The 15,961-nt window shown below is 65.6% G+C and carries 12 protein-coding genes and 1 tRNA gene; 6 read left to right on the top strand and 7 right to left on the bottom strand.

All coding sequences use genetic code 11. The features are described 5' to 3' along the window. Window positions 1-9: 9 nt before the first annotated feature. Window positions 10-1,137 carry a type VI secretion system protein TssA gene (gene tssA / locus AB3147_RS04360; protein ID WP_286939770.1) on the bottom strand — a complete coding sequence of 376 codons (1,128 nt, stop codon included), beginning with the start codon at window positions 1,135-1,137 and terminating at the stop codon, window positions 10-12. 133 nt (window positions 1,138-1,270) lie between these two features. Here tssA and AB3147_RS04355 point away from each other — a divergent pair, with 133 nt between their 5' ends. After that, the gene (locus AB3147_RS04355; protein WP_239215195.1) at window positions 1,271-1,525 is read left to right on the top strand and encodes a hypothetical protein; all 255 of its coding nucleotides are present in this window, start codon (window positions 1,271-1,273) and stop codon (window positions 1,523-1,525) included. A 20-nt stretch (window positions 1,526-1,545) separates the two neighbouring features. Beyond that, a complete protein-coding gene (locus AB3147_RS04350) occupies window positions 1,546-1,815 on the top strand; it encodes a PAAR domain-containing protein (RefSeq protein WP_105237403.1) in 270 nt (89 codons plus the stop codon). Between the two features lie 123 nt (window positions 1,816-1,938). On the opposite strand, the gene AB3147_RS04345 is transcribed toward AB3147_RS04350, so the two are convergent. Continuing rightward, entirely contained in the window at window positions 1,939-3,873 is a 1,935-nt protein-coding gene (locus AB3147_RS04345) for a bifunctional metallophosphatase/5'-nucleotidase (RefSeq protein WP_367351452.1), read from the bottom strand. Between the two features lie 517 nt (window positions 3,874-4,390). Here AB3147_RS04345 and AB3147_RS04340 point away from each other — a divergent pair. Next, window positions 4,391-6,304: a putative bifunctional diguanylate cyclase/phosphodiesterase gene (locus tag AB3147_RS04340; RefSeq protein ID WP_218345005.1), complete on the top strand. Its 1,914-nt coding sequence runs from the start codon at window positions 4,391-4,393 to the stop codon at window positions 6,302-6,304. Window positions 6,305-6,318: 14 nt separating this feature from the next. On the opposite strand, the gene AB3147_RS04335 is transcribed toward AB3147_RS04340, so the two are convergent. From AB3147_RS04335 to AB3147_RS04325, 3 genes are all read right to left on the bottom strand, one after another. Further along, a complete protein-coding gene (locus AB3147_RS04335) occupies window positions 6,319-7,263 on the bottom strand; it encodes a metallophosphoesterase (RefSeq protein ID WP_367351451.1) in 945 nt (314 codons plus the stop codon). Between the two features lie 195 nt (window positions 7,264-7,458). After that, window positions 7,459-7,534 (bottom strand) — tRNA-Lys (locus AB3147_RS04330). A gap of 140 nt (window positions 7,535-7,674) precedes the next feature. Then, complete coding sequence (locus AB3147_RS04325; RefSeq protein ID WP_367351450.1) at window positions 7,675-8,421, bottom strand: 3-oxoacyl-ACP reductase family protein; 747 nt, start codon at window positions 8,419-8,421, stop codon at window positions 7,675-7,677. A 114-nt stretch (window positions 8,422-8,535) separates the two neighbouring features. Here AB3147_RS04325 and AB3147_RS04320 point away from each other — a divergent pair, with 114 nt between their 5' ends. Together AB3147_RS04320 and AB3147_RS04315 are read left to right on the top strand one after the other, a co-directional pair. Next, entirely contained in the window at window positions 8,536-9,183 is a 648-nt protein-coding gene (locus AB3147_RS04320) for a TetR/AcrR family transcriptional regulator (protein WP_175125552.1), read from the top strand. Window positions 9,184-9,194: 11 nt separating this feature from the next. Beyond that, window positions 9,195-10,787, top strand: coding sequence for a diguanylate cyclase (locus AB3147_RS04315; protein ID WP_367351449.1), 1,593 nt, complete (start codon window positions 9,195-9,197; stop codon window positions 10,785-10,787). A gap of 100 nt (window positions 10,788-10,887) precedes the next feature. On the opposite strand, the gene AB3147_RS04310 is transcribed toward AB3147_RS04315, so the two are convergent. Continuing rightward, window positions 10,888-12,963 carry an AsmA family protein gene (locus AB3147_RS04310; RefSeq protein ID WP_175125556.1) on the bottom strand — a complete coding sequence of 692 codons (2,076 nt, stop codon included), beginning with the start codon at window positions 12,961-12,963 and terminating at the stop codon, window positions 10,888-10,890. A gap of 348 nt (window positions 12,964-13,311) precedes the next feature. On the opposite strand from AB3147_RS04310, the gene AB3147_RS04305 reads away from it, so the two are divergent. Next, window positions 13,312-15,234, top strand: a complete 1,923-nt coding sequence (locus AB3147_RS04305) for an LTA synthase family protein (RefSeq protein WP_367351448.1) — start codon at window positions 13,312-13,314, stop codon at window positions 15,232-15,234. Between the two features lie 23 nt (window positions 15,235-15,257). Here AB3147_RS04305 and AB3147_RS04300 read toward each other — a convergent pair whose 3' ends face one another. Further along, on the bottom strand, window positions 15,258-15,890 hold the full coding sequence (locus tag AB3147_RS04300; RefSeq protein WP_367351447.1) for a DNA-3-methyladenine glycosylase I: 633 nt from the start codon (window positions 15,888-15,890) through the stop codon (window positions 15,258-15,260). Window positions 15,891-15,961: the final 71 nt, after the last annotated feature.

Raw genomic sequence — 15,961 nt, 5'->3', positions numbered from 1 at the left:
AGGGCCGCCTCAGCTGCCCTCGCCGGCCTTCTTGATGCCAAGCAGTTCTTCCAGGCCCGAGAGGGTCTCGTCGTTCTTGACCACCGTGCGCAGCCACAGGTGCAACGACATCTCGCCCCAGCTTGCGGCCTTGTCGGCCAGGTAGGCGACCGGACTGTGCGGCTCGGTGCGGCGAAAGAAATCGGCCACCTCGCGCAGTTGCGCCAGCGCCTGTTCGCGGCTCTGGATCGGACCGCGCACGGCGGCCGGCGGCGCGCCATGCGCGGGCGTATCGACTGCGGGAAAGTGATCGGCGGGGGGCAAGGTGGGCTCCACTCGAACGGGAACGGCGGGTGTGGACGCCGCGGGCGGCGGCGCGGCCGCCAGGTCGGCACGGACCAGCAGGCCCGCGTCGCGCGCAAAGCGGTGCACCAGTTCCGTGACATTGCGCAGCGACTCGCGCACACGGGAGAACGCCGGGCTTTCGTCGCCCAGCCGCTCGTCCAGCGTGCGCTCCAGTTGCGCCAGCGCCTGCGAGCAACCTTCGAGCTGCGTGTCCAGCTCGGAATAGAACGACGGCGGCGTATCGCGCCGCGCGGCATCGAAGCGGTCCAGCGTCAGCTTGCCGCGCGTCAATTCATTGGCGTTGTCCGGCGTACGCTTGACGGCATTGGCGAGTTGGCTCGCCGCCTCCCACAGCACCGCGCCGTAGCGCGCGCCATCGGCCTGGGTCAGCGGAATCTCGCCGATCAGCTGCTGCGATCGCGACAGCAGCCACGCCAGATTGCCCACGCGCTGCTGCACGTCGCCGTCTTCCGGCACGGGATGCAGCCCTTCCCAATAATCGCGGCACAGCCCGTCGATGAGCAGATAGCCGTCACGCAGCCCCGCAAACCCGCGCGTCTTGGCCCAGGCTTCCGCCAGCCATGACGCGATGCGGATGTCCTTGCTGCGCTCGCGCAGCACCGTGGAGCAGATGCGCGCCACCTCGGGCCAGTCGGCCTCTTTCAGGTCGATGACCCAATCGCCTTGGTCGAGTTGGGGATCGTCATGCCGGCGCGCCTCGCGGATCGCGTCGAACTCGGGCGAAAACACCAGGTCGACGCCGCAAGGCGCGTCGCCGGGGATCGGAAGCAACAGGGCGTTGATGTCGGTCATGGGCGCAGAGCATATGTAAGTAGGCGCAAATCATCCCACAACCGTTTACGCAGGACGTTCAAAGATGACACGTCCTATTACAAAGCGCGTCACGATGCTTCGCTATGATTTGCGCTCCGATCAAGGAGCACTCATGACGACGAAATCGATCCGCATGTTGCCCGACGGGCACTTCATCGCCGGCACCCCGCGCCGCGCGCCCGACGGCACCATCGTCGGTGGAGAAGGTCCGATCACCCGCGCCCCGGACGGCACCTACGTGGCCGGCACGCCGCAACGCGCCCCCGACGGCAGCTACAAAGGCGGCGGCGGTCCCGTGCGCATGGCGCCGGATGGCACCTTCGTGGTGGGCCCGGCACGGCTGGCGCCGGACGGCACGTATCTGTAAACCCATACCTGGCGCGCAACATGTCCCAACGCTCCGTCATCCGCAAGGGCGATAAAACGTCGCACGGCGGCGTCGTCGTGACCGGCGACGAAACCGTCGTCATCTTCGGGCAGCCGATGGCCCGCGTCGGCGATCGCGTCACCTGCCCCAAATGCGGCGACACCCACACCATCGTCGAAGGCGTGCAGAACGTCGGCTCGGACCGCCTCACCGCGCTGGAAGGCATGCGCACGTCGTGCGGCGCCACGCTGATCGCCAGCCAGCATTTCTATCAGTTGGAATACGGTTGAGCGACGGGCCTCGCGGCTGGCGCGAGGCCGAGCGCGTATTCAGGACGCGCGAAGGCGGGCCCCCGCATCGGGGACCCGCCAACGGCACGGCAGGACCGGCGTTCCGGCCTGCCGGATTGACGATTACTGCTGCCAGTTGTGCGTGCTGTACCGGTCGTTGTCGATGCGGTTCAAGACAGGCAGGCCGGTGCCCGAATCCTTCACCTGCATGTCGATGTAGGCCTGGAACACATCCGCGTCCAGCACACCGATGTCCGAGCGGCGCTCGGCCGGCACGTTGGCCAGCGTCGTGTAGCCGTCGCCGCCGGTGGCATTGAAGCTCAGCACGAACAGGCGATAGGTGCGCGCATTATCCAGCGGCAGCCACGTGCTGGTGGCCTGGTCCAGATACTGGAAGTTGCTGGCGCGGCTGCCCTTGGCGTTGGACGCGGTCACATCCCAACGCAGGCCGGCCGCGTAGGGGTAAGGACCGTCCTTGCCGCCCGGCTTGTACGTCGCGTCCAGGCCATCCTCGATCATGGACTTGACCTCGTTGGCGGTCAGATCCAGGCGCCACAGCATGTTGCCGAACGGCACGACGGCGATCACGTCGGCCGCCGTCACGGTGCCGTTCAGCGCGCGGCGCACACCGCCACCGCTTTGCAGGGTCATGTCGGCGCCGCCGTACTCGGCATTGGCTACGTCCAGATAGGCTTGCGCCACCAACTGCTGGATGTCGCCGCCGCGCAGGGCGACGTTGCCTTCGCTCTCGCAGGCGGGGCTGGCTGCATTGCTGGCGGGCGTGGGACCCGGAATGCGGCGGAAGCACAGTTCCAGCGGCACCTGCGCGACGTTGGTCTTGCTGAAGCTGTCGATCTTGGCCTTGAAAGGTTGCAGCACCGACAATGCGGCGGCGTCCGGCGTCTGTTCGCGCAGGAAGCCGCTGGCCGCGACCCCGGCCTTGAAGGCGGCGCGATCGGCATCGGAGGCCGCAACCAGGGCGCTGCCCGACTTGACGCGGTAGTCGGTGTCGATCAGCACGTGCGGCGTGCCGGCGCAGTTCGTCACGTCGCCGTTGGCGTCGAAGCTGACCTTCAGTTCACCCACGACTTGCGAGTATTCCCAAGCCTGCACCAGGCAGACGGGCTTGCCGTCCTTGTCGGCCAGACGGGTCGGATAGGCGCCGCCCGGCGTGCCCACGGCCATCGTCTTCATCGCGTCCGGACCCAGCAGCGTGTGCGAGTCGCCGCCCACCACCACGTCCACGCCGCTCAGCTTGGCAATCACTTCCTTGTCATAGCCGTAGCCGATGTGGCTCAGCAGGATCACTTTGTTGACGCCATTGGCGCGCAGGGCGTCGATCTGCGCCTGCGCGGCCACGGTTTCGTCGGTGAACGTCGTGTCCGCGTTGGGGCTCGACGATTCCTTGGTCTTGCTGGCGATCGTCAGGCCGACGATGCCGATCTTCTGGGCATCGCGTTCCACCACGATGGCGGGCTTGATCAGGTCGGTGCCCTTGAGCGGCGAGCTCGCGCCGAAGTTGACGTTCGCGCTCAGGACCGGCGTCTGGCAGGCGCCGGCGTGCAGGAAGTCGACAAAGCGCTTCAGGCCATCGTCGCCCTTGTCGAACTCGTGGTTGCCCACGGCCATGGCGTCAAAGCAGACCGTGTTCATCAGCGCGGCATCGGCCTCGCCCGGCTCGCCGGCGCGGTTGAAGTACAGCGTGCCGGTCTGCGCGTCGCCCGCGTGCAGCTTCAGCACGTTCGGAGAATTCGCGGCCAACTGGTCGATGGCGGCCTTCACGCGCGGCATGCCGGCGGCGGACACGGTCACTTCGGTGTCAGCGCCCGCCGCGTTCTTCAGGGTCAGCGTCCGGTCCTTGCCGTCCAGCGTGGAGTGATGGTCATTGATGTGGAGGATCGTCAGCTCAAGCGGACGCGCCTGCACGGGAGGTTCGGTAACGGGCGGCGTTTCGGGGTCGCTGCTGTTGTCGTTGTCGTTGTCGCCGCCGCAGCCGGCAAGCAGCGCCATTGCGCTCATCATTGCGCAGGCCAGCGCATTCCGATTCCAGTGCTTCATGTTCCTTTTTCCCGTGGAGGCTATTCGAGGCCCGCATTCTGTTTGCCGCGTATGACGCAACGATGAATGCGAGCTGAAAACCTTCCGCGCAAGAAAATGGTCGATTTTTCGCGTCCGGACATGCTTTTGACGCGTAGCTGGTGTAACGGGAGTGGCTTTTCGAGAGCATGATTGCGTCGCCTCCGGCCGGCCATGCGCGCATCAGAAAACACATCCCGCACTGGAAAAACGAAGGTTCGTGCGATAAATTCATACGTCGGAATAATCCGTTACAGATTCATCTTCCGAAACTTTTCAGGCAAGTCACACTTCGAAAACTGGTTCTTCCACCGGCGCTTCCGGCAATGTGGCGCCGGTTTCGCTGTAAGGCGTAACAGACCCCTTTGATGGGCGACACCATCGCTGCGTTACCCGCAATGGCGGCGCAGCAAGGTGGTGGACAGTTCCGCGGCTTGCCCGCGCAACGCCGGGGGAACCAGACAGCGCAGCACAAGGAGAAACAGAAAGGAGGCTGTAGATGAAATGCCCCCCACCTTTGCCGACTGAAACCGAGAGGCTGCGCGCCCTGTCGGAATACGGACTGGATCCGCAGCGTCCGCTGCCCAGCCTGGACCCGGTCGTGCGCATTGCATCGCGCATGTTCAACATGCCGGTGTCGGCCATCAACATGGTCGGCAGCGAGCATGTGTTTTTCGCGGCCAGCATCGGCGTCGGCGACACCGACATGCGCCGTGACGTCTCTTTCTGCGCCCATGCGGTCTTGCAGGACGACGTCATGGTCGTGCCAGATGCGCGCCTGGACGAACGCTTCCACGACAATCCGCTCGTCGCGGGCCCTGCCGGCATCCGGTTCTATGCCGGCGTTTCCCTGAATTCACCGGACGGCCATCCGCTCGGCGCGCTGTGCGTCATCGACACGGAACCGCACGCCGATTTCAGCGAGGACGACAAGGAACGGCTGCGCGAACTGGCCCGCATGGCGGCCGACCGGCTGGAGTTGCGGCGTGTCGAAGTCAGCGCCGAACGCGCCCGCGCGCGGGCCGAACTGCCTGCGGGCGCACAGAGGACGAAGCGCAGCCCCACCCCACGGCCCGGGGCGGCCCACCCCCACACGCGCCATGACGACGACGCGCGCAAACTCACCAGTTTCGATCCCCTGACGGGCCTTGCGAACCGCGGGGTGTTCTACCGGCGCGTGGAGGAAGTGCTGGCGCATCCGTGTGCCGCCGCCATCCTGATGCTGGATCTGGACGGTTTCAAGGACATCAACGACACGATGGGCCATGCCGTGGGCGACGCGATCCTGCGGGAACTCGCGGCGCGCCTGGACGGCATCGCGGGTCCGTGCGACACGGTGGCCCGCCTGGGCAGCGACGAATTCGCCATTCTGCAGCACGAAGTCGGCGACCTGAAACAGGCAATGGAACTGGCGCAACAGGCGCTGGCGCGCTTTGCCGATCCCATTTCGGTCCAGGGGCAAGAGCTGCGCCTGACGGCGAGCTGCGGCGTGGCTCTGGCCCCGCTGCATGCGCACGAAGCGCTGGAACTGGTGGGCAACGCCGATCTCGCCTTGGTCAAAGCCAAGGCGGTCGGCCGCGGCCGCATTTCTGTCTTCGCCCCCAACCTGCGCCTGGAGGCCGTGGCGCGGCGCCTCTACGGCATGGAGCTGCACCGCGCGGTCGCCAAAGGCGAATTCCAGCTCTTCTATCAGCCGCAGATCAATCTGGCGACGGGCGCACTGACGGGCGCCGAGGCGCTGCTGCGGTGGCGCCATCCCCAACTGGGTCTGCTGGCGCCGGGCGTCTTCCTGCCGTCGCTGGAAGGCGGGCCCTTGGCGGGCACGGTCGGGTCATGGGTGCTGAATGAAGCGTGCAGTCAGGCCGCGTTCTGGCGACGCAGCGGCCTGCACGACTTTCGCATCGCAGTGAACCTTTTTGGCGTGCAATTCCGCGAGGGCGACCTGGCGGCCGAAGTCGCGCAAACCCTCGCCCGGCACGGCCTGCCGGCCGAGGCGCTGGAACTGGAGATCACCGAGAACATCGTGCTGAACAGCGACGACACGGTCTTGGAAACGCTGCAGCGCCTGCGCGCCCAAGGCGTAGGCATTTCATTCGACGACTTCGGCACGGGGTATGCCTCGCTGAGCCTTTTAAAGACCCATCCGATCACGCGCATCAAGATCGATCGATCGTTCGTGAGCGGGATACTGGAGTCGAACCAGGACGCCACGGTAGTCCGGGCCATTCTGGATGTGGCGCGCAGCTTTGACCTGAACACCATCGCCGAAGGCATCGAAACGGATGCGCAACGCGAACGGCTGCAGGCCGAGCATTGCGAAGAGGGTCAGGGGTATCTGTTCGGAAAGCCGATGGCGGCGCAGCAGTTTGCGCAGACGTTCGGGATCGAGACGGCGCTGCGGATCATGGCTTGAAAGCCGTCGCGGCGTTACTCCCTTTCCCAGACCAGATTTTCATTGGACAGCGTGTCCTCGCCATCCCAGCGGTACGCCACCAGCGGACCGCCGGCTGCGGCCGACCAGTCCAGGCAGGCGAGCTTCCCGCTCTCGATCTTGGGCTTCCCCTTGAACCAATGGTGGCCGATGAACACGGGCGCGCCGGTGATGGGCGTCCGGTTGAAGCCCTCGGGCAATGCCAAGCCGCGGATCTGCTCTTCCTGGCCGGCCGGCACCAAAGCGACCTCATGCAAGGCACCGGCCCAATCGCGCCAATTGGCAAGGCGCACGTGGTGATGGCGGTGCCCCTCCTTGTCCTCGATGAAGCGGCCGTCAGGCAATGCCAATTCCATTCCCGACGTGAGCAGCTTCCTGGCTTGCTCCAGATCCGAGCCCTTTTGATGCGTGGCCACCAGCATGGCGTCATCCAATGACTTGCCAGCCACCCAGCCCGCTTCGGTCAACGCTTTGACGGCACGGTCGTCCCAGCATGCATGCGCAACGCGGATGCCGCCCAAGTCCATGCAGGGCGGCAATTGGCGAAACCAGGCAACCCAGGCGGCATGCTCGGGGCTGCCTTCGCCTATCTGATCGATGAAGGCGCCGTGCTGCTTGCGGTTCTTCCGGCACGTCGCCGAGTCGCCGCGATTGGGCCGCAGGAATTCGCCGGGGTGGTGAGGGTCTTCGACGGCGTAGCCGATGGCGTTGAACTCGTGGTTGCCCATGATGCACAAGGCCTGCCCGTCATCCATCATGGCGCGGACGATTTCCAGGACACGCCGCTGCCCCGCGCCGCGATCCACCAGATCGCCCAGGAATATTGCCTGCCGGCCTTGGGGGGCTTTGTAGCCTTTGCCCGCCGGCACATAGCCGAGACAACGCAGCAGCCCCTCGAGCTTCAGGTCTTCACCGGGGATGTCGCCAATGATGTCGTACATGCGTCTCCCTTCCTGCAATCCCCTTGCCGACTTGCGAGATGCGGCTCGCAAGCTGAGGAGATGAAACCGGAGTACGTTAGCATTGCGGCCAAAATTCCCACAAAGCAAAAAGCCCACCGTTTCCGGTGGGCTTAGCGCTGGGGTACTGCTGGGGTTACTGCTGCAGTTACTACTAGAAGTACCGCCAAAGAATTCTGGTGGGCTGTGAGTGGCTCGAACACTCGACCTACGGATTAAGAGTCCGCTGCTCTACCAACTGAGCTAACAGCCCTGCAAGTCACTCACTTTGATCTGCTGCTGCGTTGCCGCTGTAGCGTTTCGTTATGTGTGTGCTGCGAAGAAGAAAGATTATATGGGGCTTTTTTTGTTTGTGCAAGTCGGGTGGCGAAAAAGTTTTGAAGGCATCCACTTTTAGGCCGCGTACCCGCCATCGACGGCCAAGCTCGCGCCCGTGACATAGCGGCCTTCCGGTCCTGCCAAGAATGCGACCATCCCCGCAATGTCACGCGCTTCCCCGTAGTGCGGCAAGGACAGCACGGCAACCAGATCAGCCGCGCGGTCTCCATCGGCCGGGTTCATATCCGTGTCGATAGGACCCGGGTGTACGACGTTCACCGTGATACCGCGCGGCCCCAGATCGCGCGCCAGGCCTTGCGTCAGTCCGACCAACGCGGACTTGCTGGCGGCATACAGCGCAACGCCCGCGCGCCCGGCGCGGGAGGCCAGGCAACTGCCGATGTTGATGATGCGGCCGCCATCCGGCATCGAGCCCTGCGCCGTCTGGATGGCGACGAAAGGCGCGCGCACGTTGATGTCCATCGTCCGCTTGTAGTCGTCCAGGCTGGTGTCCGCGACATGCCCGGCCAGAAAAATGCCGGCGTTGTTGACCAGCACGTCGACAGGACCAAGTTCACGGATCGCGTCTTCGACGGCGCGCTTGACCGCGGCGGCGTCCGCGGAATCGGCCTGGATGGCTATCGCGCGTCGGCCCTGCGCCGTCAGCTCCTGCGCCAGCGCCCGGGCAGGCTCGGCGGACGATGCGCTGACATAGGTGAAGGCGACATCCGCGCCGTCAGCGGCGAGGCGTCGAACAATGGCGGCGCCGATGCCTCGGCTGCCGCCCGTGACGAACGCCACTTTTCCGTTCAAGTTCTGCATGGGAAACCTCGTTTTGTAGTGATCGGTACAAATATCATCGCCGCGCCATTACGGCACGGTCAACAATTTTTTATCGATCAACACAAAATACGCGACGCGAGTAAAATCGCGGGCATGGCTGAACGTGGGCGCCCGCGGAACTTCGACCGTGCCCAGGCCTTGCAAAAGGCCATGGAAGTTTTTTGGTCGAAGGGATATGAAGGGGCATCGCTGACCGATCTGACGGAAGCGATGGGCATCAACTCGCCCAGCCTCTACGGCGCCTTTGGTTCCAAGGAAGGCCTCTTCCGCGAAGCCGTCGAGCTCTACCGCGAGACCGAGGGCGGCTCGGCGCGACGCGCGCTGCTGGCGGCGCCGACGGCGCGCGACGCGGTGCAGGCCATGCTGCTGGCATCGGCCGAACGTTTCACCGCTCCTGGCCTGCCGCCTGGCTGCATGATCGTGCTGGGCGCACCGGCTGGATGCGACAACCAGCCCGGCGTGGGGAATTTCCTGGGAGACAACCGGCGCGAGATGCAAAGCCGCATCCTCGCCCGTCTGAACGCAGGCGCCGCGCAAGGCGAATTGCCCGCCGGCGCGGACTTGAAGGGGCTGGCCGCGTTCTACACGACGGTGCTGCATGGCATGTCCATCCAGGCGCGCGACGGCGCCAGCCGCAAGACCTTGCAGGCGGTGGCCCGGCAGGCGATGCGCGCGTGGGACGCCCTGATCTGCGACGCCCCGCCGCCGTCCGGCGTGCCACCGGGCCGCGCCCGCAACTGACGGATGCCGTCATGTTCCGCGTCGACCTGCGGCGTCTCATCCTGTGGATCAGCCTGCTGTCGGTCGTCGTGGTGCTTGCGGGCGGCCTGCATGCCAGCTATCTGGTGCAACGCGATCTGCTGCTGCGCAATGCCATGGACACGAACCGCATCTATGCGTCCAAGCTGGCGCTGACCACCGATGCGCTGCTGAACGACATTCGCCGTTATCTCGCCTACAGCGCCGACGAGCTGGCCGGCATGGAAAGCCGTCCCGAAAGCATGGCCGAGGAAACGCGGCGGCAGGAGCAGCAGCTGGGGCTTTTCAATTCCAGCTTTGTCTCATCACCTCAAGGCAAGGTGCTGGCGGTGTCGCCGTCGTATCCGCAATTGCTGGGACATCAGTTGGTCAGCGACGCGGTCAAGCAGGCGCTCGCCGCCCGGCAGCCGACGATCAGCGAGCCGTTTCAGGCCAGCAACGGCCGCTGGCAGATCCTTTACACCCAGCCGATTTTTTCCCGCGATTTCCGCTATCTCGGCTTCATCGCCGGCTCGCTTTACCTGCACGAAGACAACGTGCTGGATCGTCTGCTGGACCAGCATTTCTACCGCGACGATTCCTTTCTCTACGTCATCGACCGCAAGGGCACGCTGATCTATCACCCCAACAGCGCGCAGCTTGGCAAGCCGGCCCCCGACAACGAAGCCTTTGCCTCGGCGCGGCGTGGCGAGACCGGGGAGCGGCGCTTCATCGACAACGAAGGCCGCGACATGCTGGCCGGGTTTGCGCCCGTGCCCAGCACCGGCTGGAGCATCATCGCGCAGCGGCCGGTGGACAGCACGCTTGCCCCGCTTTCGGACCTGTTGATGGCCACCGCCCGCAACACCCTGCCCTTGCTGCTGCTATCGGTGGCGCTGATCTGGCTGTTGTCGCGCTGGATCGCACGCCCATTGGGGCAGATGGCCAGCATTGCCAAGCGCATGCAGGACCCCGATTCCGCGGACCGTATCCGTGCCGTGCGCTCGTGGTATTTCGAAGCCGCGCAATTGCGGCGCGCGCTGCTGATGGGACTGGCGTCGTTTCATCACAAGCTCAGCGACCTGCGCCGCGAAAACACGACCGACACGCTGACCGGGTTGCTGAACCGCCGCGGCATGGATGAGGCGCTGGCGCTGCTGGGCGCCGAAGGCACGCCGGTCGCCATCGTGGCGATCGACATCGATCACTTCAAGCGCATCAATGATCGTTATGGCCACGCGGCGGGCGATCAGGCCTTGCAGGCGCTGGCCGGCGTGATGCGCGAGGGATCGCGCAGCGGTGATGTGCTGACGCGGCCGGGCGGCGAAGAATTCGTGATGCTGCTGCCGGGCGCCAGCATGGCGGCGGCCATCGCGATTGCGCAGCGGCTGCGCGCGCGGTTGGCGACGCCGGCGGCGACGCCGCTACCCGCCCCCCTCACCATCTCGGCCGGCGTAGCGCATTATCCGGAACAAGGCGCGACCCTCGAGGCGGTATTCGAGCGCGCCGACCAGGCGCTCTACTACGCCAAGAACCATGGCCGCAATGTGGTGTGCGCGGCCGACGAAGCCGCGCCGGATGGCTTTCGACTGATGCCCGGGGGCTGACCGTCACGCGCCGTGGCGGGACGGGGACGTCTGCGGTCACGCCGGCCCGCATATTCCTGTCACCTGGGCGGAGCCGGCGCATTTGCCGGCACGCGCCCGCTTACTTCTTGGCCGGCGCCGGCGCCTTCGGCGGCTTGCGCATCTGCTCCAGCAGCGGGCCGCACGCATTCTCGTCGTTGGCGCTGGGCGCGATCAGCGCCAGCAGCCCGGCCGCCGGCGTCAACAGCACGCCAAGCGCCACCATGCCCGCGCCGCGCGCCGCCAGCGGGGCGACATGCACGCCCACATCGGGCGATCCGAACGTCCCGCGCACATACAACGGCGAGCGCAGCGAGAAGATGCGGAAGCCCTTGCTGTCGGGATCGATATCCAGGTCCATGGTCTCGTCCTTGAAGTTGGCCGAGCCGGTGATGGTGATCAGCGCGTTGTCCGTGTCGAAAACGAAGATGCGCGGCGTCATCACGCCGTTCTTCAATTCCAGGTCCGCCGCGCCGCAGTTGATCTTCACTTCGTCGTCGCCGAACAGCTTGGAGACCACGTAATTGGCAACGTTCAGCCCGGCAAGCTCCATGAGGCTGCGGCTGATCACGCCGTCGTTGACCAGCATCTTGACGTCGCCATTCGCCGAGCCCAGCAACGCCGCCACGGAGTTGCCGGTGCCGCTGATCGCGAGGTCGCCGTTCAGCTCGCCCAGCGTCTTCTGCATGGCTTCCGCCGACGGAAAGAGTTGCTTGAGCTGCAGGCGGCGCGCTTGCATGTCGATACGGCCGGTGAGCGGCGCGCGCGAGCCGTCCAGGCGCGCAGTGGCGTTCATGGTGCCGCCCGCCATGCCGAAGCGCAGCGGATCCAGCGTGAGTTTGCCGTCCTGCAGGATGACATGCACCGACAGCTTGGACAGCGGCAGCTTGCTGTCATGGACGATCCGGGCGGCGTCCAGCGAGACATCCGCGTCCATGTCGCGCCAGCGGTCCGTACGGAACTCTTGCGTGGGCAGGACCTTGCCGCCCTTGGGCTTGGCGGGCGCGTCCTTGGATTTATCCACGGCCGACTTCGGCCCGCCGCCCGACTGCACGCCGATCAGCGGACCCAGGTCGGCCATTTGCAGGAGCTTGGACGACAGCTTGCCGGTCAGCTTGGGCCTGGGCGCGCCCAGCGCAAATGTGATGTCGCCGTGCAAGTCGCTGTCGCCGACCTTGCCGTTGAAGTTCTTGTAGTCGAACACCGCGCCGCCGGGATTCTGCAGCTTGGCCACCAGATGGCCGTCGGTGCTGTAGGGCGGCGTGTCGGGCAGCGTCACGCCGGTCAACGGATAAAGCTGCGCCATGGACGAGCCGGACAGTTTCAGGTGCAGATCCAGCGCGCCCAGATTCACAGGATCGGTCAGCGTGCCCGCGACCGATGCGCGCGTGCCGCCGATGGACACATCGGCCTGCAAGGGGAAAGGCTGCTTGGGGTCCTTCATGGCCAGCATGCCGCCAACCTTGCCCTCGCCCTTGGTGGCCAGCCCCTTGTACTTGCCGTCGACCTTCCAGCCGAACACGTAATCGCGCGGCGCCGGGGCCGTGCCGTCCTCGGGCACAAACGACTTACCTGTCACGTCCGCAAACGGCACAGGCTTGCCCAGCGGATCGACCAGCACCGTCAGGTCGGCCTTGAGCATTTCGTCGGCATAGCCGACGCGGCCTTTGTCGAATCCGATCTCGTTGATGTCCAGCACCCAGGGCGAGGGCTCGCCCGATTCCGGCAGGGTGAAGACCCAATTGGCGCGGCCGTCGGCCAGCCGTTCCAGGTCGGCGGCCGGCTCCGTCAATTGAATGTGCCGGATAACGACGTGCTGAGCCAGCAGCGGCAAGGGCGACAGGCTGAATTCCGCGCGCTTGAGCGTGGCGAAATGCGGCGCCTTGCCCCACTCCGTGTTCGCGATCGTGATGTCGTTGGCGACCACGCGCGGCCAGGGCACCCAGGACCGCAAGCCGCTTTCGCCGGGCTCGCGCTGCCATCGCACGCTCAGGTCGCCGTTGATTGCAAAGGGGCGCCCCATGGCGGCGGTGGCCCGTTCGTTGATCATGGGCTTGGCGCGGTTCCAGTCGAACGTGGCGATCACGATGATCAATACCGCCACCAGCAGGGCAATGCCCCCTACAATCCCGATCGCTATTTTTCTTGTGCGCGTCATGGTTACTATCCTTGGCTTGGCTGCCGGCCGCACACCGCTGGCCGGACTTGCTACCCCAGGGTATCGCGGCCTGTTGCGGCGGTCGGACGGAACGACGCCATAATGTGTGCGGATTTTTCCGGGCGGTCGCGCCGGGCAGGCATGTCAACGGCACGAACGTCCGCGGCGTTGCGCAGCAAGTGCTGTGCCCGGGCGCCGGCGCCGCCGTTACAAACAGAGACCACTAGGGCGTGCGAAGAACTGCCTTATCAGACGCCCTTACAGAATTTTTGACGCCGGCGCGGTTCCAATGCCAAATGACCGATTCCGCCCGCGCCGGGTGGTGAAGCAGGACAACCTGGAGGCCCGATGCGGCATTCAACCTTGATTTTCGTGTTGGCGGCGTTCGCGCTGCTGACGCTCAGCCGTCTGGCGCTTGCGCTCTGGCAATGGCAGCGCGTGCGCAATGCCGGCGGTCTCGCGCCCTTGCTGCTGCGGGGACTGCGCATCGACGCGCATCAGATTGCGGTGCTGGCGGCGCTGCCGGCCGTCCTGTCGCCGCTTTTCGGTCACATTCCCTTGGCGGCAAACCTGGCCGCCGGCTGGTATCTGGTGGCGTTCGTGCTGCTGGCGTTCCTGGAAGTGGCGACGCCGCCCTTCATCATCGAATACGACTCCCGCCCCAACCGCCTGTTTGTCGAATACCTGAAGCATCCGCGCGAGGTTTCCGGAATGCTGTGGCGCGGTTACAAGGGCGCGCTGCTGGGCGGGCTGGGCGCGCTGGCGCTCATCGGCTGGGCCGCCTGGACCTTGCTGGGCCACGCGCGTCCCGACGCGCCTTTGACGTGGTGGCAGATGCCGCTTGCCAGCGTGGCGATCCTGGCCGTGGTGATCCTGGCCATCCGCGGCACGCTGAGCCACCGTCCGATCAACCCGTCTTCGGTGGCCTATAGCTCCGACGGGATGCTCAATACCCTGGCATTGAACTCGCTGTACAACGTGTTCTACGCGGTCTACAGCATGAAGAACGAAAAGTCGGCCTCCGCCGTGTATGGCGGCATGGACGACGACAAGATGCACGCCCTGGTGCTGGCGCAGTCCGGACTGCCGTATCCGCCGCCGAACCCCGATTACCCCAGCCTGCACCGCCAGCCGGCCACCCGCAAGACGCATCGCCCGCTCAACCTGGTCATCATTCTTGAAGAAAGCCTGGGCGCGCAGTACAGCGCAGCGCTGGGCGGCGCCAACCTGACGCCGGAACTGGATGCGCTGGCGCGCGACGCCTGGTCCTTCACGCGCGCCTACGCCACCGGCACCCGTTCGGTGCGCGGCCTGGAAGCCGTGACCACCGGCTTTCTTCCCACCCCCGCGCAGGCGGTGCTGAAGCTGCCGCGCTCGCAGCGCGGGTTCTTCTCGCTGGCGGATCTGCTGGGACGCCACGGTTATCACTCGCGCTTCATCTATGGCGGCGAGTCGCACTTCGACAACATGAAGGGCTTCTTCCTGGGCAACGGTTTCAAGCAGATTGTCGACCGGGCCGATTTTGTCGACCCGGCATTCGTCGGCACCTGGGGGGCCTCGGACGAGGACATGTTCAACCAGCTGGACCGCCTGCTGCGCGAAGACGCCGACCTGCCGACCTTCACGCTGGCTTTCAGCGTGTCTAACCACACGCCGTGGGAGTATCCGGCGGGCCGCATCGAGACCGACGGCAATCCCGCCACGGTCGAGAACACGGTGCGCTATGCCGACTGGGCGCTGGGCCGGTTCTTTGAAAAGGCCAAGGCGTCGCCGTATTGGGAGAACACCGTCTTCCTGGTGGCGGCGGACCACGATTCGCGGGTGTTTGGCGCCAGCCTGGTGCCGGTGCGCCACTTTCATATCCCGGCCGTGATCCTGGGCGCCGGCATCGAGGCGCGGCGCGACGACCGCCTGGTCAGCCAGATCGACCTGCCGCCGACGCTGCTGTCGCTGATCGGCGTGGATACCGAGCATCCGATGATCGGGCACGACCTCACGCGCAGCACGCCGGGACGCGCGATCATGCAGTACGACAGCACCTACGGCTATCTGAAGGGCGACGACCTGCTGGTGCTGGCGCCCAACAAGACGGCGGTGCAATACCGCTACACCGCGCCCGAGGACTACGCCCCCGCGCCGCTGAACCCCGAACTGGCGACCGAGGCGCTGGCGCACGCGTTGTGGCCAAGCTGGGCTTACCGCGAGGGGCGTTACAGCCTGCCGGGGCAGGCGCCGGAACAGACCGGGCAGGAGAACGGCCGCGCAGCCTGACGCGGGCCGTTCAGTACAAGGCGTCAGCCGGCTGGCCGCACGGGCGGACGCACGATTGGCCGCACAAACGCCTTGCGCTTTTTCTCGATGATCGCGTGGCAATGGCAGCCCGGGCTGTGGTCGTTGACCATGCCGACGGACTGCATGAAGGCGTAGACCGTGGTGGGCCCCACGAATTTCCAGCCCAGCTTCTTGAGCGCCTTGGACAGGGCTTCGGACTGTTCCGACGTTGAGGCGCCGTAGGTGGACCCCTTGGCGGGCGGCGCTTCGAAGCGCCAGAAATACGCGGCCAACGATCCTTCGCGGTCGATCATTTCCAGTGCCCGGGCCGCGTTGTTGATCATGGCTTCGATCTTGCCCCGATGGCGCACGATGCCCGCATCCGCCAGCAGCGCCTGGACTTCCGGTTCGCCAAAGGTTGCGAGCCTGGCGGGATCGAAGTTGGCGAAACCGCGGCGGAAGGCCTCGCGCTTGTTCAGGATGGTGCGCCAGCTGAGTCCGGACTGGAAACCTTCCAGGCAGAGCTGTTCGAACAGCGCGCGATCGTCGCCTTCGGGGCGGCCCCATTCGGTGTCGTGATAGGCCATGTATTCGGCCGACGTGTCCACCCAGCCGCAACGGGCCAGGCCATCTGGAAAATCGGTTTTCGCGGACAAGAAAGCGCTCCTCAGGACTGACAGGGTACCGATGCTACTCCTGCAATGTCCCTGAAAAAAGTCGTAGCGGC

Source organism: Achromobacter animicus (assembly GCF_040775605.1).
GTDB lineage: Bacteria > Pseudomonadota > Gammaproteobacteria > Burkholderiales > Burkholderiaceae_B > Achromobacter > Achromobacter animicus.
Note: the sequence above shows the minus strand (reverse complement) of the source record. Positions and strands in the feature narration are given on the sequence as shown.